This window comes from Streptomyces sp. NPDC093109 (genome assembly GCF_040701725.1).
In the GTDB taxonomy this organism is placed as follows: Bacteria; Actinomycetota; Actinomycetes; order Streptomycetales; family Streptomycetaceae; genus Streptomyces.
Genome location: NZ_JBFBEZ010000032.1, coordinates 15992 through 34575 on the forward strand (window position 1 = coordinate 15992; position 18584 = coordinate 34575).

The 18584-nt window shown below is 70.3% G+C and carries 19 protein-coding genes, 1 pseudogene and 2 CRISPR repeat arrays; of the genes and pseudogenes, 8 read left to right on the top strand and 12 right to left on the bottom strand.

The features are described from left to right. Positions 1-176 precede the first annotated feature (176 nt). Positions 177-875: an ATP-binding protein gene (locus AB0389_RS26915; RefSeq protein WP_366398069.1), complete on the bottom strand. Its 699-nt coding sequence runs from the start codon at positions 873-875 to the stop codon at positions 177-179. 187 nt (positions 876-1062) lie between these two features. Here AB0389_RS26915 and AB0389_RS26920 point away from each other — a divergent pair, with 187 nt between their 5' ends. Continuing rightward, on the top strand, positions 1063-1497 hold the full coding sequence (locus tag AB0389_RS26920) for a hypothetical protein (protein ID WP_366398070.1): 435 nt from the start codon (positions 1063-1065) through the stop codon (positions 1495-1497). A gap of 4 nt (positions 1498-1501) precedes the next feature. On the opposite strand, the pseudogene AB0389_RS26925 reads toward AB0389_RS26920, so the two are convergent. The 5 genes and pseudogenes from AB0389_RS26925 to deoC all read right to left on the bottom strand — a co-directional run bounded on the left by AB0389_RS26925 (position 1502) and on the right by deoC (position 5387). Continuing rightward, positions 1502-1752, bottom strand: a pseudogene (locus AB0389_RS26925) (type II toxin-antitoxin system RelE/ParE family toxin). Further along, entirely contained in the window at positions 1749-2003 is a 255-nt protein-coding gene (locus tag AB0389_RS26930) for a type II toxin-antitoxin system Phd/YefM family antitoxin (protein WP_366398071.1), read from the bottom strand. Before AB0389_RS26930 ends, AB0389_RS26925 begins: the two are co-directional and overlap by 4 nt. 125 nt (positions 2004-2128) lie before the next feature. Then, a complete protein-coding gene (locus AB0389_RS26935; protein ID WP_366398072.1) occupies positions 2129-3013 on the bottom strand; it encodes an aldehyde dehydrogenase family protein in 885 nt (294 codons plus the stop codon). After that, complete coding sequence (locus AB0389_RS26940) at positions 3006-4436, bottom strand: aldehyde dehydrogenase family protein (RefSeq protein WP_366398073.1); 1431 nt, start codon at positions 4434-4436, stop codon at positions 3006-3008. The genes AB0389_RS26935 and AB0389_RS26940 overlap by 8 nt, the downstream gene beginning before the upstream one ends. A gap of 3 nt (positions 4437-4439) precedes the next feature. Further along, positions 4440-5387, bottom strand: a complete 948-nt coding sequence (gene deoC / locus AB0389_RS26945; RefSeq protein ID WP_366398129.1) for a deoxyribose-phosphate aldolase — start codon at positions 5385-5387, stop codon at positions 4440-4442. 148 nt (positions 5388-5535) lie between these two features. Here deoC and AB0389_RS26950 point away from each other — a divergent pair, with 148 nt between their 5' ends. The 3 genes from AB0389_RS26950 to AB0389_RS26960 all read left to right on the top strand — a co-directional run bounded on the left by AB0389_RS26950 (position 5536) and on the right by AB0389_RS26960 (position 8856). After that, positions 5536-6312, top strand: a complete 777-nt coding sequence (locus AB0389_RS26950; protein ID WP_366398074.1) for a PH domain-containing protein — start codon at positions 5536-5538, stop codon at positions 6310-6312. A gap of 155 nt (positions 6313-6467) precedes the next feature. Next, positions 6468-7982 (top strand): ADP-ribosyltransferase, encoded by a 1515-nt coding sequence (locus AB0389_RS26955; protein ID WP_366398075.1) that lies wholly within the window; start codon positions 6468-6470, stop codon positions 7980-7982. Between the two features lie 355 nt (positions 7983-8337). Next, entirely contained in the window at positions 8338-8856 is a 519-nt protein-coding gene (locus AB0389_RS26960; protein ID WP_366398076.1) for a hypothetical protein, read from the top strand. A 28-nt stretch (positions 8857-8884) separates the two neighbouring features. Here the strand turns inward: AB0389_RS26960 and AB0389_RS26965 are convergent, their stop codons facing one another. Together AB0389_RS26965 and AB0389_RS26970 are read right to left on the bottom strand one after the other, a co-directional pair. Next, the gene (locus tag AB0389_RS26965; RefSeq protein ID WP_366398077.1) at positions 8885-9409 is read right to left on the bottom strand and encodes an NUDIX domain-containing protein; all 525 of its coding nucleotides are present in this window, start codon (positions 9407-9409) and stop codon (positions 8885-8887) included. Between the two features lie 2 nt (positions 9410-9411). Continuing rightward, positions 9412-9846, bottom strand: coding sequence for an ATP-binding protein (locus AB0389_RS26970; protein ID WP_366398078.1), 435 nt, complete (start codon positions 9844-9846; stop codon positions 9412-9414). A gap of 147 nt (positions 9847-9993) precedes the next feature. Between AB0389_RS26970 and AB0389_RS26975 the strand changes: the two genes are divergently transcribed. The 4 genes from AB0389_RS26975 (at position 9994) to AB0389_RS26990 (ending at position 13305) form a co-directional block, all read left to right on the top strand. Then, positions 9994-10920: a helix-turn-helix transcriptional regulator gene (locus AB0389_RS26975; RefSeq protein WP_366398079.1), complete on the top strand. Its 927-nt coding sequence runs from the start codon at positions 9994-9996 to the stop codon at positions 10918-10920. Continuing rightward, complete coding sequence (locus AB0389_RS26980; RefSeq protein ID WP_366398080.1) at positions 10917-11168, top strand: DUF397 domain-containing protein; 252 nt, start codon at positions 10917-10919, stop codon at positions 11166-11168. The genes AB0389_RS26975 and AB0389_RS26980 overlap by 4 nt, the downstream gene beginning before the upstream one ends. A 55-nt stretch (positions 11169-11223) precedes the next feature. After that, positions 11224-12170: direct repeats of the CRISPR family, unit length 29 nt; unit sequence GGGAACACCCCCGCACGCGCGGGGAGCAG. A 265-nt stretch (positions 12171-12435) separates the two neighbouring features. Beyond that, positions 12436-12636 (top strand): DUF397 domain-containing protein, encoded by a 201-nt coding sequence (locus tag AB0389_RS26985; RefSeq protein ID WP_366398081.1) that lies wholly within the window; start codon positions 12436-12438, stop codon positions 12634-12636. Positions 12637-13053: 417 nt separating this feature from the next. Further along, positions 13054-13305 (top strand): DUF397 domain-containing protein, encoded by a 252-nt coding sequence (locus AB0389_RS26990; protein WP_366398082.1) that lies wholly within the window; start codon positions 13054-13056, stop codon positions 13303-13305. Between the two features lie 256 nt (positions 13306-13561). On the opposite strand, the gene AB0389_RS26995 is transcribed toward AB0389_RS26990, so the two are convergent. The 4 genes from AB0389_RS26995 to AB0389_RS27010 all read right to left on the bottom strand — a co-directional run bounded on the left by AB0389_RS26995 (position 13562) and on the right by AB0389_RS27010 (position 18569). Next, on the bottom strand, positions 13562-14095 hold the full coding sequence (locus AB0389_RS26995) for a hypothetical protein (RefSeq protein WP_366398083.1): 534 nt from the start codon (positions 14093-14095) through the stop codon (positions 13562-13564). Positions 14096-14345: 250 nt separating this feature from the next. Beyond that, positions 14346-15228: direct repeats of the CRISPR family, unit length 29 nt; unit sequence GGGAACACCCCCGCACGCGCGGGGAGCAG. Between the two features lie 123 nt (positions 15229-15351). Beyond that, positions 15352-17076, bottom strand: a complete 1725-nt coding sequence (locus tag AB0389_RS27000; protein ID WP_366398084.1) for a phospho-sugar mutase — start codon at positions 17074-17076, stop codon at positions 15352-15354. Between the two features lie 74 nt (positions 17077-17150). Then, on the bottom strand, positions 17151-17981 hold the full coding sequence (locus tag AB0389_RS27005; protein WP_366398085.1) for a purine-nucleoside phosphorylase: 831 nt from the start codon (positions 17979-17981) through the stop codon (positions 17151-17153). 150 nt (positions 17982-18131) lie between these two features. Further along, entirely contained in the window at positions 18132-18569 is a 438-nt protein-coding gene (locus AB0389_RS27010; protein ID WP_114621718.1) for a gamma-glutamylcyclotransferase, read from the bottom strand. Positions 18570-18584 lie beyond the last annotated feature (15 nt).

An 18584-nucleotide genomic window follows, 5' to 3' on the forward strand; every position in this document is an offset into this window, starting at 1 on the left:
ACCGGGGGGACCAGGGGGAAATCGGGGGACTGGGGGAAACCGGGGGAAAACCGGGGGATGCGGGGCCCGTCGGCTCGGGGGAGCGGCGGGAGTACGGGGGAAACAAGGGGAGCGCGAGAGGGAGCGGGATCGTACGGGCCGGGGGGCCCGCGCGGTTCCGCTCTTTCGCGCGTACGTCAGCGGGCCACGCTGTCGGTGACCGCCGCCGTGGTCCCGGGCGTCTTCACCGTCCCCGCCGGCTTCGCTTCCGCCGTACGCTGCCGGACCGCCGGGCCCGCCGCCGCGGTCGCGATACGGCCGAACGCCTCCGCCTTGTCGCACGGGTGCGCCCCGAGCGCCGTCTGCCGGCCCACGATCGCGCGCTCCGCGCGCATCAGCCGCCAGCCGCGCCGCAGCAGGAACGGCACCGACTTGCGCCCCTCGCGCAGATCGCGCAGCAGCCGCCGGCGGAACGTGGTGGAGGGCCGGCCGCGCAGACAGAGCGCGTCGGCGAGGACGCCCAGCTCCCGGCAGCGGGCCACGATGTCGGCGGCGAAGATCCCCTCCGCGAGGAACAGCGGCGTGCGGCCGATGTCGAGCGCCTCCGTGTCCACACGGGAGCTGGTGGCGATGGCGTAGACGGGAACGGTCGTCCGGCCCGTACGGCACAGCTCCACGACCGCCGCGACGGCGGCGTCCGCGTCCCAGGAGCGGACCGAGTCCCAGTCGATGTCCGTGCTCTCCGCCACCAGCGGCAGCGTCGGGTCGTCGCCCTCCTTGTAGAAGTCGTCGAGGCGCAGCACGGGGAGGCCGGTGCGGGCGGCGAGGGAGGATTTTCCGGAGCCGGAGGGGCCTGCGAGGAGAACGACGCGGGCCGGCGTGGTGGGAGCGGTCACGGGACACCAGTGTGCGGCATGCGAGCGGAAAGCGAACCCTCGGGGAACGTTTCGGGCGGGGCAGGTGGACGTCTTCGGTCGGTTTGGCGGTTTTGGCCATGCCGTACCGCCCGCTTCAACTACGCTGTGTGCCGGTCCGCTTACTCAATCCACCGGCCGGGCCTGTCCGGCCAGGCAGGAAAATCCCATGGCACGTCACGCAGCTCCCCCCTCCCCGCGCCGTACTCTGCTGCGCGCCGGTCTGACGCTCACCGCGGCGGGCGCGGCGCTGGGTCTGGGCGGCGCGGCGGCCCAGGCGGCGGCCCCGGCCGCGCCGCTGCCCCTCTCGGGCCTGTCGGGGACGGACAAGCCGCTCCTCGACGTCACGGAGATCCCGATCGCGGGCGAGGCCGTCGCCTCGGCCGTCGGCCACTCGGCGGCGGGCGCCATCGGCCCGGTCAAGAACCTCCAGCTCGACCCCCTGGCGGGCACGGGCACCGACCCGCTCGACAACGTCCTCGGCACACAGATCGCCGACTTCAAGCCCATCTCCACGGCGGCGGTCACCGGCCCGGTGACGGACGGCGGCGCGCTGAAGGACCTGCCGCTGGTGGGGGGCGTGGTGGCGCTGCTGCCGGGGTGAGGTTTCAGGGGGTGCGGCCGAGGTGGGTGACCAGGATGCGGATGACTCCGTCGTCGATCACGTAGAAGACGCGGTAGTCACCAATGTGCATCCGCCGTAAGTCGGCCGAGCCGTAGGCGATGGAACCGGCAGGGCGTGGTTGCGTCGCAAGTGCGTCCACGGCTTCATAGACGGCGGAGAGGCCGAGCGGGTCTTCCTTCAGGAAGCGGAGGCCGCGTCTGTGGCGCGAGGCTCCCAGATGATTTCGTAGGTCACTTGCGCAGTCCCAGCATTCGGCCTACCTCGGCATGCGGGATTCCCGGTGCCAGGGTGCCGCGCTCCTTCTCCAGCTGGTACTGGGCCAGGGCGAGAGAGTCCTCGAGATCTGCCAGATCCTGTGGGTTGATCAGTATGGCCGCCACGTGCCCGTGGTCGGTGATGGCGATCCGCTCGCGGGAATGCGCGGTTCTGCGGACCAGCGTCCCGAAGTTGGCGCGGGCTTCCGTCATGGCGTACACGTCAGTCATGTACGGAAGTGTGCGTTGCTGCTCGGTACTGTGCACTTAAGAAGTCCCGCGTTCCTCCGAACAGGGGAACGCGGGACTTCATCCGTTGACGCTGTGCGTCCGTCGAATGTCAGTACGCCAATCCGTCAGTACGCCGAGCCCGACGCGCCCAGGGAGCCCGTCGGGTGCCAGACCGTCTTCGTCTCCAGGAAGGCGGTCAGACGGTGGGTGCCCGGGTCGGCGGTCCAGTCCTCGGCGCGGGGGCGGCGTACGCGCTTGAGGTTGTCGGCGGCGGCGATCTCCAGCTCCTTGGCGAGCGCGTCGTCCGCGCCCGTCAGGTCGATCCCGTTGACGTCCTGGTGCGCCGCCAGCGGGGCGCCGATCTCGGCCGCCGAGCCCGACAGGATGTTGACCACGCCGCCCGGTACGTCGGACGTCGCGAGCACCTCGCCGAGGGAGAGCGCCGGCAGCGGGTGCCGCTCGCTCGTGACGACGACCGCCGTGTTGCCCGTGGCGATCACCGGCGCGATCACCGAGACCAGCCCCAGCAGCGACGAGTCCTGCGGCGCCAGCACCGCGACGACACCGGACGGCTCCGGGGTCGACAGGTTGAAGAACGGGCCCGCGACCGGGTTCGCGCCGCCCGCGATCTGGGCGATCTTGTCCGTCCAGCCCGCGTACCAGACCCAGCGGTCGATCGCCGCGTCGACCACGGCCGTGGCCTTCGGCTTGGACAGCCCCTCGGCGTCCGCGACCTCCCGTACGAACTGGCCCCTGCGGCCCTCCAGCATCTCGGCGACGCGGTAGAGCACCTGGCCCCGGTTGTACGCGGTCGTGCCCGACCAGCCGCCGAACGCCTTGCGGGCCGCGACGACCGCGTCACGGGCGTCCTTGCGGGACGCGCGCGGCGCGTTGGCCAGCCAGGTGCCCTTTGGGTCGGTCACTTCGTACACCCGGCCGCTCTCGCTGCGGGGGAACTTGCCCCCGACGTACAGCTTGTAGGTCTTGAGGACGTTCAGACGGTCAGACATCGAGGTATGCCTCCAGGCCGTGACGGCCGCCTTCACGGCCGTAGCCCGATTCCTTGTAGCCGCCGAACGGCGAGGTCGGGTCGAACTTGTTGAACGTGTTGGCCCAGACGACGCCCGCCCGGAGCCTGCTCGCGACCGCGAGGATCCGCGAGCCCTTCTCCGTCCAGATGCCCGCCGACAGGCCGTACTGCGTGTTGTTGGCCTTCGCGACGGCCTCGTCCGGCGTACGGAACGTCAGTACGGAGAGCACCGGGCCGAAGATCTCGTCGCGCGCGATGGTGTGCGCCTGCGTGACGTTCGTGAAGACCGTCGGGGCGAACCAGTAACCGGAGGAGGGGAGTTCGCAGGCCGGCGACCAGCGCTCCGCGCCCTCCGCCTCGCCCGCGTCGGCCAGCGCCTTGATCCGGGCCAGCTGCTCGGCCGAGTTGATCGCGCCCAGGTCGGTGTTCTTGTCCAGCGGGTCGCCGACGCGCAGCGTGGTCAGCCGGCGCTTCAGCGCGTCCAGTACCTCGTCGTGCACCGACTCCTGGACGAGCAGCCGCGAGCCCGCGCAGCAGACCTGGCCCTGGTTGAAGAAGATGCCCGTGACGATGCCCTCGACGGCCTGGTCGACCGGGGCATCGTCGAAGACGATGTTCGCGCCCTTGCCGCCCAGCTCCAGGGTCGCCTTCTTCCCCGTACCGGCGATCTCCCGCGCGATGGCCTTGCCCACGGCCGTGGAGCCCGTGAAGGCCACCTTGTTCACGTCCGGGTGGGCGACCAGGGCCGCGCCCGTGGAGCCGTCGCCGGTGACGATGTTGACGACGCCCCTCGGCAGACCGGCCTGCCGGCAGATGTCCGCGAAGAAGAGCGCGGAGAGCGGGGTCGTCTCGGCGGGCTTGAGGACCACCGTATTGCCGGTGGCGAGCGCCGGGGCGATCTTCCACGCGAGCATGAGGAGCGGGAAGTTCCACGGGATGACCTGGCCGGCGACGCCGAGCGGGCGCGGGTTCGCTCCATAGCCGGCGTGGTCGAGCTTGTCGGCCCAGCCCGCGTAGTAGAAGAAGTGCGCGGCGACCAGCGGGAGGTCCGCGTCGCGCGTCTCCTTGATGGGCTTGCCGTTGTCCAGCGTCTCCAGGACGGCCAGCTCGCGCGAGCGCTCCTGGATGATCCTGGCGATCCGGAACAGATACTTCGCACGCTCGGCGCCGGGCAGCGCCGACCATGTCGCGAACGCCTTGCGGGCGGACTTCACGGCCCGGTCGACGTCCTCGGCGCCGCCCTGCGCGACCTCGGACAGCACCTCCTCGGTGGACGGGCTGACGCTCTTGAAGACCCTGCCGTCGGCCGCCTCGGCGAACTCGCCGTCGATGAACAGGCCGTAGGAGGGCGCGATGTCGACGACCGCGCGGGACTCCGGGGCCGGCGCGTACTCGAATGCCATGGGTCAGTCCACCGTTACGTAGTCGGGGCCGGAGTACCGGCCGGTGCTGAGCTTCTGGCGCTGCATCAGCAGGTCGTTCAGCAGGCTGGAGGCGCCGAAGCGGAACCAGTGGCTGTCCAGCCAGTCCTCGCCCACCGTCTCGTTGACCAGCACCAGGAACTTGAGCGCGTCCTTGGTGGTGCGGATCCCGCCGGCCGGCTTCACGCCGATCTGGACGCCGGTCTGCGCGCGGAAGTCGCGTACGGCCTCCAGCATGAGGAGGGTGTTCGCCGGGGTCGCGTTCGTACCGACCTTGCCGGTCGACGTCTTGATGAAGTCCGCCCCGGCGATCATGCCCAGCCAGGAGGCGCGGCGGATGTTGTCGTACGTGGACAGCTCGCCGGTCTCGAAGATGACCTTGAGCCGGGCGGCCCCCGCGGCCTCCTTCACGGCGCGGATCTCCTCGTACACCTTCAGGTAGTGGCCCGCGAGGAAGGCGCCGCGATCGATGACCATGTCGATCTCGTCGGCCCCCGCCGCCACGGCGTCCCGGGTGTCCGCGAGCTTCACGCCGAGCGCGGCGCGGCCGGCCGGGAAGGCGGTCGCGACGGAGGCGACCTTCACGCCGGAGCCGGCGAGCACGGCGGCGGCCGTCGCCGCCATGTCCGGATAGACGCAGACCGCGGCGGTGGCGGGCGTGGTGCGGTCGGTCGGATCGGGGCGGAGGGCCTTGGCGGAGAGCGCCCGGACCTTGCCCGGGGTGTCCGCGCCTTCCAGCGTGGTCAGGTCGATCATGGAGATGGCCAGGTCGATGGCGTACGCCTTGGCCATGGTCTTGATCGAGCGCGTACCGAGCGACGCCGCGCGTGCCTCCAGGCCGACGGCGTCGACGCCGGGCAGCCCGTGGAGGAAGCGGCGCAGTGTGCTGTCGGACGCTGTCACGTCAGCGAATGCGGGGGTGATGGTGGGCATGGTCACCAGATGAGCATATCTACGCGCGTAGCGACCTGTACAGGGGGTGTGAGGTTGCTCGGCTGGTTGCTGGGGTGGTGCTCGGGTGGTTGTGCGGCGTGGACGTGCGACGTGGGCGTTGTCAGTGGCGTACGGCAGAATCGGGGCCATGACGAGTCCCAGCCCGAACCCGCCGCCGAGCAGTGATGGCCACGGCCCTGAGGAGCCCGAGAGGGCCGCGGGGGCCGAGGGCGCGTCCGACGCGTCCGGTGGGGGCGGGGGTGGCTTCGGCTCCGGGGGTGCCTCAGGGTCCGGGGGCTCCTCAGGGGGCGGTGGTGCCTCAGGGGCCGGTGGCGAGCCGGGCTTCGCCGATCGGGTCTACCGGTCGTCCGGCGGAATCATGGGCGGCGGCATGCTGCTGCTGATCGTCCTGTGGCTCGGTTTCGACGCGCTCTTCCGGGGCACGGGGCGGGCGCCGTGGCTGGCGCTGGCCGGGATGCTGTGCGCCGTCCCGCTGATCGTCGCGTTCAGCCTGCGCCCGGCGGTCTTCGCGGGCGCCGATCTGCTCCGTATCCGTAACCCGTTCCGTACGATCACGCTGCCCTGGGCGGCGGTCTCGACTGTACGGGCCCAGTTCTCGTGCGAGGCGCTGACCGAGGACGGCCGGAAGTTCCAGCTGTGGGCCGTGCCGGTCTCCCTGCGCCAGCGCAAGCGGGCGAACCGCCGGACCGTGGGCGGCGGGTTCGGCAGACGCGCGGTCGACCCGGGCGAGCCCCAGCAGGCCCAGGCGGACCGTACCGTCGTCGAACTGCGCGAGCTGGCCGACAGCGCCGCCGCCCGCCCGTCGGCCCAGGGCGAGCCGGTGGTGCGCTGGGCGTACGAGGTGATCGCGCCGGCGGTGGCGGGGCTGGTCGTACTGATAGTGCTGCTGCTGGCGACGGGCTGAGGCGCGGGCTGAGCACGGGCTGAGGCGCGGACTGAGCGCGGGCCCGTCTGCTTGGGCCCAACTGATCTTCTTGGGCCCAGAGTTGGGCCCAAGTGCCCTGGGTGTCGGCCGGGGTTGTGCGTAACTTCGGTGAGATGTGGATACGCCGCGCGTTAGTGCGAAGGCAGGACGGCCAAGGCACCATCGAGTACGTAGGCATCGTGCTCGTGGGTGTGCTCATCATCTCGCTGCTGGTGTCGAGCGGGGTCGGGTCGTCGGTGAGCGCCGGAGCGCTGCGGGCCGTCAAGTGCGTCGTCGCGGCGAGCAGCGGCTGCGACGGGGGAGAGGACGGGGACGGCGGGGACGGCGGCGGCGCGGGCGACGGCCGGGACGCGGTCGCGGCCGGGAATCCACCGGGGCGGAACTCCCCTGTGGGCGACGGATCGGAATCCGACGGTGAGACGGAGGGCGGCCCGAAGTTCAGCCAGAAGCGCCGGATACCCAACTTCTTCAGGGAAGACCCCACTCTCGGCCCCGAGCCCGCTTCCACCGTCGAGCCCACAAAGGTGCTCTGCGAGCACGGCTCCCTGCCCGTCGGTGACCACTGCCAGGCCAACCCGCTTCTCTTCGCCGGTACCGAGACGGAGGCGGAGATGTTCGTCGCGGCGGCCAAGGCCGCCGAGGAAGCCGAGGAGCTGAGCGAGAACATCATCACGGCCGAATCCTGGCTGTACAACATCGAACTTCTCGAAGCGTTCCGGGACGGTGTGGGCACCGACGAGAACGGCAACCCCATCGCCAAGCGCGGGCTGCTGCTCACCGCGCCCTTCGTCGCGATGCTGGGCCCACAGGCGCTTCTCGCCCTGGCCGCGCTGGCCGTGGGGATCCTCGCGTGGCACTTGCTCTCGGGCAACAACACCGAACCCCCGCCGCCGGCCCAGACGTCCCCCCTGGAATCCGGCTTCGCCTCCTCCACCCTCCTGTGGACCGCACCCCACGCGACGCCCACCGGCACCACGGTCCCGGCCCCTCCGCTGTGGCTGGCCCCCGTACCGACACACACGGTCGCCCCTGAGGCCAGGCACGCCCTGGACGAGATCCCGACCTACCGGGCGGGACCCGTGGCCCGCCGTGACTGGGCGACGGAGGTCGCCCGGATCGCCGCGGCGAACCCCCTGACCGAGAACCTCACGGCGGACGACGCACTGGCCGTGGCGGACTACACGGGCAGTTGGGCACTGGACCTCAACAACTATCTGCGTGGAAGGGAAACCGGCGCGTCCCGGGGCGACCAGCTGAGTGACCGCGTCGAACGGATGGACCGCGCGCTGCGGCACCTTCCACCGGTCGAGGGGACCGTCTACCGCGGCACGTTCATGCCGGACGACGTCATCAGGCGGCTGGCGGCCGGCGAACAGGTCGGCATGCCGGAGTACTTGAGCACGTCCACGGATGTCGCCCGCGCCGAGCGCGGCGTTCTGCAGGCCAACGGGCGCGGTGCGGCGGGCGAGAGGGTCCTGCTGCGTATCGAGACGAACAACGGGCGCAATATCGACCCGTTGTCGCGGTACCGGGGGGTCGAGTCGGAGATCCTGATCCCGCGCGGCGGAACGTTTGAGCAGACGGGGACGGAGACGACGCGGATCGACGGCAAGGAGTACAAGGTGATCGTGATGCGCCAGACGGGGTGACGTTGCGCTTTCCGGCGGGGGCCGTGGTTTGGGGTGGTGCTGGGGTGCGGCTGGTGCGTACGGGGCCGGGGGCCGGGGCGGGGGCGCCTCCCGGCGGGGGGTCGTGGGTCCGGGCGGGTGCGGGGTGCGGCTGGTTGGTTCCGGTGCCGGGGGCCGGGGCACTCCGGAGGCGCATCCCCGGATGCATGATTTACGCCGCGTGCGGCACGGTTCTTCGACCGCAGGCGCGCTCAGCGGCACAAATCACGCTCTACATCCGGGGACGTCACCTCCTGCGACCCCGGCCCCCTCCCGCCGGTGGGGCGGGAAACCCTCGGCGGCGCCCGCCGAGGACACGTACCGGCAGGTGTTGGTCATGATGGACGCGGTCATCCGGAGAGCAGGGGGCACGGTGGATATCGGGATGGTGCGGGCGGCGGTCGGGCCCGAGAGCGATGTGGTCGTCAACGGCCCGGGTGTGTACGTCTGGATCGACGCGGGCGTCGACGAGCAGCCGGTGCTCTACATCGGCAGGTCGAGGAACGTCAGCCTGCGAACGAGCAACGAGCGTCTCTGGACCGAGCAGTTCCGGGATGCCCGCAGGCGCGACAACACGCTCTGGTATTCGGCTGGTTGCGGGCTGGCCCCGGTCCTCGCCGCCGCGCGCGACCCGCAGGTGCGGACGTGGCCGATGGAGAAGGCGGACGCCGGTGCGACGGAGACCGCGCTCATACGGCTGGCGGCGATGACCGGCGGGACTCCGCCGGCCCAGGGCGCGGGGTGGGGCTGGGGCCGTGGCGACTGCGCCGAGAGCACACACCCGGTGCATACGCTGCTGAACACCTGGTTCGATCCTCAGCACGCGGTCAGCGTCAAGCTCGCGCGCGGGGAGTAAGGGCCGGGCCGGTCTTGGGCATGGTCGGTCACTCGTCCCATGGAGGGAGAACGACGGGCCGGGCGCTGTAGCGTTCGCCGCAGACGAGATAGGCGGTACGGCCGGTGGTCCACGCTTCGTGGGCCGAGCGGATTCGGTCGCGCTCGTCGGCCGGGCACAGGGCGTTCGTCTCGTGGAGAGTCGCCCATTTGTAGGTGACCGGGCCGTCTTCTGTGTCGTGGGGTGCGTTCAGCGCGCTGTTCGGCGGGATCTCACCGCCCTTGAAGACGATGTCGAGTCCTTCGGCCTCTGTGACCCCTCTGGGAACGTGGTCCACGACGAGGATCTCCTCCGGCGACGCGGCGGGTAAGCCGGCCTTCGCGGTGATCTCCCGTACGTACGCCTCGTGCAGGAATTCGTCGTCCTGGGCGTTGCCGCCCGGCAGTTGCCACATGTGTCGGCCGGACTGGCTGCTGAGCAGCACGTTCAACTCGCCACTGACGCTCCGCGTGAAGAACCCGGCGACGCCGGTGCGGCGGGGCGGGGGCCCGGGGCGGTCGATTTCGTCGTACATGCTCACCATTCCTTCTGGCCGGGGGCCGGTTGCGTGGGTGTGGCCTGCCACTGGAACACCAGGCCCTTGCCGGTCAGCGTTCTGACGACCGACCAGCCGGGCGCGAGCGCGTCGAGCAGCTCCAGGCCGCGCCCGTGCTGGTCCCATGCGCCGTGCGGTCGGCGGCGGGTGGGCAGCGTCGTCTCGCCGCGGTCGTGAACCTCGATCCGTACGGTGCGGTGCCGCGGGGCGTGACAGATCAGATCGAACGCGCCACCGCCGGCGTGCAGCACGGCGTTGGTGACGGTCTCGCTGACCAGCAGCTTCACGATGTCGTGGTCGACCCACGGGTAGGGCGCGTAGGCGCGGGCCGCTATGGCTCTGGCCTGGGGAACGGCGACGGCGGTGCAGGGGTAGCGCTCTACGGCCAGGACGTATTCGTCTGCGGGCTGTTCCATGTCCGTGCCTCTGCCTTTCGGTGCGCAGGGAACCAATACGCCGTGCCGTTATGTGCGTTCGCAGGGCGCGCCCCAGTGTGTGTCACGTGACTCGCCCTGCGCAACTCAGTGTGCGGAGTTCATTCCGGAGAGTCATGGTGTGGTCGGATGGCCGATACCCTGGGCGCGTCAGGAGACGACGCCACCGAAAGGGGAGCCGTGGCTGTCAGTGTCAACGCGAACGCGATCTTCGCCATGCGCAGGGTCGGAGAGGAACTCCAGCGCCTGCGCAGCCAAGCCGGCCTCCAGCAGGAGGCGGTCGGCCAGGTGTTGGGCGTCTCGCGCTACACGGTGGGCAAGATCGAGCGGGGCAGGGCGTTCCCGACGGATGAGCAGCTCCCGAAGCTGCTCAAGCTCTTGAAGGTCACGCCCGAGGAGCGCGCGGGGATCGTCGCGACGATCGAGCAGGGCCGGTCGTACGGGCGTACGTGGTACGAACAGCCCGAGGTGCAGGCCCTGTTCAGCGGCGACTCGTACCGTTACCTGTCGCTGGAGGATGCGGCGGAGCGCGTCTCGATGCACTCGGGAACGTATGTGCCGGGGCTGTTTCAGACCCGTGAGTACATCGAAGCGATCGTGGCGTTCGCGCAGAAGCATGAGAGCACGGAACACCGTGAGAACTTCGTCGAGGCACGACTGAGGCGGCAGGAGGTGCTCACCCGCAGAAACCCTCTTGCGGTGGATGCCGTCTTCCTGGAGTCTGCGCTCAGGGCGGTTGTGGGTGGAGCCGAGGTGATGCGTGCACAACTACGGCACCTGGTTGCCTGTGCCGGGCGACAGAACGTCACTCTGCGCGTGATCCCATTCGCGGCGGGTGCGCCAAGCATCGCTGCCACGTTGTTCACCGTCATCGACTTTCCGGGTGCCGACAACCGCAGCGTCGTATCGCAGGAGCGAGTAACCGGCGAGACGCTCCAGGATGAACCTGCGGAAGTGAGGCGTGCTCGCCGGATGTTCACCGACTCGGTGTCGTACGCCTTGGACGAGGAAGCGACCATGCGACGCATCGAAGAGATCGAGAAGGAACTCCTGTGAATGACCGGAAAGACGACCTCTACGCGGCGCCGCTCAACGGGGAGTGGGAGAAGTCCTCATTCAGCGCGACCAACGGCGGCAACTGCGTTCAGATCATGCCAATAGCCGGCGGTGTCGCCTTCGGTGACACGAAGCGCCGTGACCTGGATGGCGCGTTGCGCTTCACGGACAGGGAGATGCTGGCGCACATCCTGGCGGTCAAGGCGGGCCAGTACGACCACCTGATCCCGGACGGGACCGAACTTTGAGGGGCCCCGCAGGTGCGGGGACAGACGTAGCTCTCCTGCTGGAGCCAGGTCAGAGCGGGAACATCCCCGCCGCGCGTGGGGAGCAGTCCTCGCCGTCGGCCAGGCCGAGCCACGGCTCGGGAACACCCCCCCGCACGCGCGGGGACAGACCACGGTGCTCGGGTGGGCGCGCCCCTTGCCGGGAACACCCCCGCACGCGCGGGGAGCAGTGACCCTGCCCCGGCTCGTGCGTGCAGGGCGAGGGAACACCCCCGCACGCGCGGGGAGCAGCAACTCGTTCCCGTGCAGTGCGATGCGCAAGTGGGAACACCCCCGCACGCGCGGGGAGCAGCCGTCTAACGACACGTTGACCAGTGGGGTAGCGGGAACACCCCCGCACGCGCGGGGAGCAGGCAGGTCAGAAGGGCGTGACCTGGACGGTGTAGGGAACACCCCCGCACGCGCGGGGAGCAGCACGTTGGCCGGCCGGATCGGCTGCCCGAGCTGGGAACACCCCCGCACGCGCGGGGAGCAGGCGGTGCAGCGCCGCAGGACCGACTCAGGGTCGGGAACACCCCCGCACGCGCGGGGAGCAGGCGCTGAGCACGTCCGGGGAGTCCCGCGTCGTGGGAACACCCCCGCACGCGCGGGGAGCAGGTGCTGGAGTAGCCGCCGGCGTCCCCTCCGACGGGAACACCCCCGCACGCGCGGGGAGCAGTGGCCCCAGTGCTCCTCGGCGGGCGGCACCGTGGGAACACCCCCGCACGCGCGGGGAGCAGGTCGGCGCCTTGGCCTTCGGCTCGCTGGGCTCGGGAACACCCCCGCACGCGCGGGGAGCAGAGGGTGTAGAGGCGGATGATCGCGCCGGGCTGGGGAACACCCCCGCACGCGCGGGGAGCAGGTCGGAGGTGATGTCCCCATCCTTGTCCGACCGGGAACACCCCCGCACGCGCGGGGAGCAGCGCCAGAAGGTCAGGCGCAGCTTCACCAGGTGGGGAACACCCCCGCACGCGCGGGGAGCAGACTTCGTGAGCTGGGAGTTTATGGCAGGGGGGCGGGGTTTTGGAGCAGTTTCGTTGAATCCGACGGATGGGTCATAACGGGCGTTCCTGTCGGGCTGGGGCTGGCGTTGGGGCGGACGTGGCCCAGGGCCGGACTTGCCGAGCCCGCGCTTCGACACGTTCACATCTCTCCCCCTCTGCAACTGCTCTCCCGGACAACACCATTCTTTCGGAGTGCCCAGCGGGCCACCATGGGTTTCCAGCCCGACCGAGTGAAAGGCCCTGCCGTGATCCACAAAGCGCCGAGCAGCGTCACCTGGCGTACCAGCTCCTTCTGCCACCCGAGCGACTCTTATTGCGTGGAGACCGCCCTGCTCCCCCACCGAGTGATCGGAGTCCGTGATGCCAAGGACCCCGGCGGCGCCATGCTGGAGTTTTCCGGCGACGCCTGGGACAACTTCCTCACCAAGGTGAAGATCACCGAATAGACCCATTGGGTCAAGAAGGCCCGCGGTGAGCGCCCGGCCAGCTGAGCGCGATCTGCACGCGGTCTGCCGATGCCAGTTACGCGAACACGGCCTCGGCCAGCGCCGGATGAGGCGGGAGGGGTGTGGGGGTGTAGGAGGTGCGTGTTCGGAGGTGGAGCGTGATTTGTGCCGCTGAGTGAAACCCGCGCGTACGCTCCTGCCCGCACGCGGCGTACATCGTGCAGTACGGGCATGTGTCGCCAGAGGTCCCGCCGCGGCCCCGTTGGAGGCGGCCCGCGGTTATGCGCCGGGGCTCTTGCAGACGCCCGAGTACGTTACGGCCGCCCCGCGTTCGGTCAGAAGGGCTGACCTTGCGGATTATGCGCTGGGCGGGGAAGAAGGTATCCGATGCGTCGAAGAGATTGAGAAGGAGCTGTCATGAGTGACTCGAAGGATGCTCTCTACTCCGCGCCGCTCGACGGTGAGTGGGAGAATTCCTCGTTCAGTAACGGCTCTGGGGATGCCTGCGTCCAGATCATGCCGATAGCCGGCGGTGTCGCCTTCGGCGACGCGAAGTGCCGTGACTTGGATGGCGCGTTGCGCTTCACGGACAGGGAGATGCTGGCGCACATCCTTGCAGTCAAGGCGGGCCAGTACGACCACCTGATCCCGGACGGGACCGAACTCTGAGGGGCCCGCGTGCACGGGGGAACGGTGCCCCCAGGCCCGACGGATTGCGTTTTCAACCAGCCCTCACGGGGACCGAACTGAGCATTCTGGGGACGATCGCGGTAGTTCGGAGCAGGAAGTCGAACTCTCCTGCGGCGGATTCCCTTCCCAATGCGTAGCAGCTCCGCCCCTGATCGGGGTGGAGCTGCTACGGCCGTTCATTCAGACCGGACGCCTTCCGGCTGGCTTTCTTAATCGAGTCGCGGCGGAAAGTCGGTCAGCAGTTCTCGATCGACCGACAGATCATGAAGGACAGGGCCTCCATACGCTTGTTCTGCCCGGTGGTGCCGATCGAGTTGGTCTCGCCGTTGACCCCGCAGTACCAGATCGGGTTCCAGCCCAGGCCCTGCACGTAGGAGTTGCCGCACATTGTCCCCGTCTGCACACTGAAAAGCACCGCTTCCAGGCGCAGCCCCGTACCTGCGGAGCCGAGCGTGATGCGGGTGCCGGACGCGGCGCACTTCTCGGCCCCCCACCCGCTGGTCTGCCGATAGCCCCTGACGCAGAGACTGCTTCCGGCGACTGCCATCTCAACGGCCTCGATCGCGCGCCCCTGTCCGGCCGCGCCGACCGTCGCGGACTGTCCGGCGTTGGCGCACTGTTCGGCCGTCCAGCCGGAGCCCGTCACATACACCTTGGCGCAGACCCTGTTCGCTGCCGCCTGGGCCGGGGAGCTCATGGACAACGCCGATGCCACAGCCACCACACCGACTGTCAGAATGCGTGCGATCCCACCGATTATTCGCGTCACGGCCAGCCCACTCCATCTACCTGGACAACGATATTCGGGGACCACTATCGCTGGACCGTACCGAACGGACAGGCCAGTTCGATCTTTTCCCGGGAAGGGCGGCAGCTTTCCCGCCTCGGGTGCGCCGCAGGGTCCTGGGGGAATCCCGTTGCTCACGGTTTGAGTGGTTGATCACTGATGCTCGGACATGGGGCGAGCGCGGCCCTTGTGGATCATGTCGAGACCGATGAATAGCAGCCGCCGGTAGGGGGGGAACACCCCCGCACGCGCGGGGAGCAGTGCTCGGTCAGGACACCGGTGGTGACGTCGTAGGGAACACCCCCGCACGCGCGGGGAGCAGCCCGACTTCCCGAACGATGCGGCGAACAGAACGGGATCACCCCCGCACGCGCGGGGAGCAGAGGCACTGACTTATGGTCATGATCGCCCGACCGGGAACACCCCCGCACGCGCGGGGAGCAGATCCGCCCCCGTCACTCGGCCCCGCTGTCCGCGGGGAACACCCCCGCACGCGCGGGGAGCGGTCGACCGGCGAGCCCTGACCCACCCCGCTCGGGGGAACACCCCGCACGCGCGGGGAGCAGTGGTGTCCGGGCATGCCGAACGTGGTCTGAGTGGGAACACCCCCGCACGCGCGGGGAGCAGCAGAAGCTCCGTACGCCGGAGAACCTCAAGGCGGGAACACCCCCGCACGCGCGGGGAGCAGGAATGTCCGGGTGCGCGTCCAGGTCCTCGCGGGGGAACACCCCCGCACGCGCGGGGAGCAGGCCACGCTCAGGGAACAGGAGGTGGTCACCGTGGGAACACCCCCGCACGCGCGGGGAGCAGGACGCCGAAGGGGACGTGAACGAAGAGGCCAAGGGAACACCCCCGCACGCGCGGGGAGCAGTTATGGTTTTCCCCCACTGAATTACCTGTAGGGGGAACACCCCCGCACGCGCGGGGAGCAGGCGATCTTCTTCAGGTTCGCTTCCCAGTTCGTGGGAACACCCCCGCACGCGCGGGGAGCAGGTCGGGGTCGGGCCCGCAGGAGCGTGCCGACCGGGAACACCCCCGCACGCGCGGGGAGCAGCTGTCGCATCGGTGGTTTTTGCGTGCAAGATGGGGAACACCCCCGCACGCGCGGGGAGCAGACTTCGTGAGCTGGGAGTTTATGGCAGGGGGGTGGGGTTTTGGAGCAGTTTCGTTGAATCCGGCGGATGGGTCATAACGGGCGTTCCTGTTGGGCTGGGGCGGGCGTCGCCCGGGTGGGCCCGTCAGATGCCCGCCGCCCCCGCCACGTCCCTCTTCAGCGCCGTCAGGAGCGCCTCCCCGCGTTCGCGCGCCGTCGCAAGCGCCGTCGCGTCGGCCACCGGGACCACGGCCTCCAAGTAGCACTTGAGCTTCGGCTCCGTGCCGCTCGGGCGGACGATGACGCGGGCCTCGTAGGCGCCCTTCAGGTGGTAGCGGAGGCCGTCCGTCGGGGGGAGGGTGGCTGTGCCCTGGGTCAGGTCCTCGGCGGAGGTTACCTGGAGGCCGGCCAGTTCCTGCGGTGGGTGTTCGCGTAGGCGGTGCATTGCCGCTGTGATCAGGGACAGGTCCTGGACGCGGACCGAGAGTTGGGCGGTGGCGTGGAGGCCGTGGGTTACGGCGAGGTCGTCGAGGAGGTCGGTCAGGGTGCGGCCCGACTCCTTCAGTTCGGAGGCCAGTTCGGCGACCAGGAGCGCCGCCGTGATGCCGTCCTTGTCGCGGACGCCTTCGGGGTCGACGCAGTAGCCCAGGGCCTCCTCGTAGCCGTAGCGCAGGCCCTCGACCCTGGCGATCCACTTGAAGCCGGTGAGGGTCTCCTCGTACGGGAGGTTCGCCGCCGCCGCGATGCGGCTCAGGAGGGAGGACGAGACGATCGACTCGGCCAGGACGCCCGTCGCGCCGCGCGCGACCAGGTGTGCGGCCAGGAGTGCGCCGACCTCGTCGCCCGTCAGCATGCGCCAGCCGGTGTCCGTGCCGGGGGCGGGTACGGCTACCGCGCAGCGGTCCGCGTCCGGGTCGTTGGCGATGATCAGGTCGGGGCCCACGCGCCGCGCGGTCGCGAAGGCCAGGTCCATCGCGCCCGGTTCCTCGGGGTTGGGGAAGGCTACGGTCGGGAAGGCGGGGTCGGGTTCGGACTGTTCCGGTACGGGTACGGGCGCGGGGAAGCCGGCGCGGGCGAACGCCGCGAGGAGCGTCTCCGTGCCGACGCCGTGCAGCGCGGTGTGCACGATCCTGGCCGTACGCGCCGAGCCGGGGGCCAGTACCGCGTCCGTACGGGCCAGGTAGGCCGTCAGGACGTCATCGGTGAGGGTCTCCCAGCCCGACTCCGGGCGCGGCACCGTGGACAGTGGTCCTACCGCCGAGATCTCCGCCGCGATCTCCGCGTCCGCCGGCGGCACGATCTGGGAGCCGTCGCCGAGATAGACCTTGTAGCCGTTGTCCCGGGGCGGGTTGTGGCTCGCGGTGACCTCCACGCCGGCCACCGCGCCCAGGTGGCGTATGGCGAAGGCCAGCACCGGCGTCGGCAGCGGGCGCGGGAGTACGGCGGCGCGCAGCCCGGCGCCGGTCATGACGGCGGCGGTGTCGCGCGCGAAGTCCGCCGACTTGTAGCGGGCGTCGTAGCCGACGACGACCAGCCCGGCGCCCGCGCCCGTCGCCTTCAGGTACGCGGCCAGACCGGCGGCGGCGCGGATGACGACGGCGCGGTTCATCCGCATGGGCCCGGCGCCCAGCTCGCCGCGCAGGCCCGCCGTACCGAACTGGAGCGTGCCGGCGAACCGGTCACCGAGGCCGGCCAGGGCGTCGGGGTCGCCGGCCTCCGCCGCCTCGATGAGCGTGCCGAGTTCGGCGCGGGTCTCGTCGTCCGGGTCCTCGGCCTGCCAGGCGCCGGCCCGGGCGAGGAGGTCCCGTCGCGCGGTCTCCGCGGTCTCCGTCGTCGTCACGTCCTGCTCCTGCTGCTCGTTCTGCCGCATGGTGGAGGTGCCTCCGTCTGGGCTGCTCATGTCATCGGGGACGGCTGTCGGGATCGCCGGTGTCATGCTCGCATTCAGATACGTTCCAGCACCCTTGCCAGCAGCGAGCCCATCTGGGTCGCCGAGTCGCGGCCCGCCTGGAGGACCTCCTCGTGGTTGAGGGGCTCGCCCGAGATGCCCGCCGCCAGGTTCGTCACCAGCGAGATGCCGAGCACCTCGGCGCCCGCCTCGCGGGCCGCGATGGCCTCCAGGACCGTGGACATGCCGACCAGGTCGCCGCCCATCGCGCGGACCATGTTGATCTCGGCGGGGGTCTCGTAGTGCGGGCCGGTGAACTGGACGTACACGCCCTCTTCGAGGTCCGGGTCGATCTCCTTGCACAGCGCGCGGAGGCGGGGCGAGTAGAGGTCGGTGAGGTCCACGAAGTTCGCGCCGACGATCGGTGAGGCCGCCGTCAGGTTGATGTGGTCGCTGATCAGTACGGGCTGGCCGGGGCGCATGCCCTCGCGCAGACCGCCGCAGCCGTTGGTCAGGACGATGGTCTTGCAGCCGGCCGCGACGGCGGTACGGACACCGTGCGCGACGGCCGCCACGCCCCGGCCCTCGTAGTAGTGCGTGCGGCCGAGGAAGACCAGGACGCGCTTCTCGGCGATCTTGTACGAGCGGATTCTGCCGCCGTGGCCGGCCACGGCCGGGGGCGGGAAGCCCGGCAGGTCGGTCACGGGGAAGTCGGCCTCGGGCTCGCCGAGCGCGTCCCCGGCCGGTCCCCAGCCCGAGCCCATCACAAGAGCGACGTCATGGGTCTCGGCGCCGGTCAGCTCGCGCAGCCGCGCGGCGGCGGCCTCGGCGGCGGCGAGGGGGTCGGCGGGTCCGTCGGCGTTGGCCTGGATAACTGATGCGTTCACGCCGATGAGGGTAGCCGGTCATGCCCTACGCGCGTAGATGATAGTGGGATTGGTCTGGACATCGTTGTGTTGTCGTTTCCGAAGAAGGGCCGCCGACGGTGTCCGGCGCGGGCGCTTCCCCCACTCCGTACCGGGCCGTTCCCACCCGCCTCAGCAGGGGCGTTTGCGCAGCTCCATCACGTAGTCGTGCGGTGCGCCCGCCGACTCCGCCGCGTCCGCCAGCTCGCCCAGATAGCGCGCGGAGGGCAGCCCGCCCTCGTACCCGTTCAGGACGTACAGCCAGGTCGGCTCCTCGCCGTCCAGCGTGTGCACCCGTACGCGCATCCGGCGGTAGATGTCGAGCCCGACACCCTCCCAGCGGTCCATGGAGTCCTCGTCCATGGGGGCGATGTCGTACAGCGCGACGAACACCTGGGACCGCGGCGCCTCCACGATCGTGACCAGCGCTCCCTCCCAGCCCATCTGCTCGCCACCGAAGGTGAGCCGCCAGCCGTTGAGCCAGCCGGTGCCGCGCAACGGTGAGTGCGGGGCGCGGCGGGACATCAGCCGCGCGTCGAGGTTGCCGGCGTACGCGGCGTAGAGCGACATGGGGTCGAGGGTACG